Here is a 1,211-nt window from a genome sequence, read left to right as displayed (position 1 = left end):
ATCCCTAATATCCCGAGCCTCAGTGGAAAATCGTCTCGGGGGTCTCGGCGCTCAGGATGCGATCGAGCCAAGCTTCCAACTGCTCCAACTCGGCGGCTTCGATGCGTTCGCGGTGGACTTGTACAGCTTCGGGACCAAATTTCTGATCGAGCAGGCGCAGCAGTGTCCTGGCTTCGCCCTGCTGCACCCCCTTCTCAATCCCGGCTTGCTCAAACGTGGTGACATAAGGCATCTGTCGTTGCTCCTCGTAGGCATAGAGTTCTTGACGAAATTCTGCTTCCAGCGCTTTGGGTAGGCGGATCATCCAGTCGATGAGGCGTAACACCTCTTCAATGAGCGCGCGCTCGTGGCCGCGCTCATACATCAGTCTAATCAGGCGAAACTTCCAGCCCTTGAGCGTTTCGGCGTCTTTGGTGACCTTGGCGCGGATTTGGGCCATCACGACCAGGGCAAAGATATTGTCGCTGGCTTCCAGTTCGGCCCAGCGCGCAGGCTCAGCATAGTCGAGTAGTTTGACCATCGGGAACTCAAAGTGCACCCGACAGTCCCACAGCGCCGCACTGTAGCGCTGCGGGCGGAAATTGTGATCGGTATCGGCCAGCACCGCCAAGCTCGCCACGGGCACTTGATAGGTGTCACGGATTTTATAGTGGTAGGTGTACATCCGCTCGGCAAAGGCGGTCTCCGGGTCGCCTTGCACCTCGACGTGGATCAGCACCCAGACCGGCGTGCCGTCGCGTCGCGTGACCCCGACGAGCTTATCGGCATAACGTCGGGTGGTCTTGGCCTCGCGCACGATCTGCTGGAATTCCTTATCCAGAAACTGCACGCCCTTTGACCAATCGATCTCGGCATGGATGGCCGGGAACAGCAGCGCGAGGAACTCCGGGAAGAACCGCTCCAGGGCCTCTTTCCAGGGGCTGTCGTAGTCAGGCTTGTCGCTGGTGTCCGTGGCTTGGGTGTCGGCTGTCATGGGGAGAGTCTAGCCGATGCGCCCACGTCAGGGGGCGATGAGGCGACCTGCGCCGCGACGATCAAGCACAGCCACGCGCCTCTGCACCGCTAGGCATCCCAATCGAAGCTCAGGCTCTCCTCCTCGGCGCCGAAGAATGCACGGGTGTCGAGCGCGGGCTTGGCCTGGGCCTGGGCCTGGCGCTCGGCGAGCTTGCCGAGGGTGTGGATGTGCTGCATCGAGAGGAGCTGGCAATAAC

General features: G+C 60.9%; 1 protein-coding gene. It reads right to left on the bottom strand.

Features of this window, described 5'->3' with window-relative positions:
• Positions 1-19: 19 nt before the first annotated feature.
• Positions 20-973: a hypothetical protein gene (locus VBE63_RS29780; RefSeq protein ID WP_323686578.1), complete on the bottom strand. Its 954-nt coding sequence runs from the start codon at positions 971-973 to the stop codon at positions 20-22.
• Positions 974-1,211 lie beyond the last annotated feature (238 nt).

The organism is Lamprobacter sp. (assembly GCF_034860625.1).
Taxonomy (GTDB): Bacteria; Pseudomonadota; Gammaproteobacteria; order Chromatiales; family Chromatiaceae; genus Lamprobacter.
Note: the sequence above shows the minus strand (reverse complement) of the source record. Positions and strands in the feature narration are given on the sequence as shown.

Coding starts and splice junctions, on each gene's coding strand:
- VBE63_RS29780 (WP_323686578.1), bottom strand. CDS start 973: ATGACAGCCGACACCCAAGCCACGGACACCAGCGACAAGCCTGACTAC.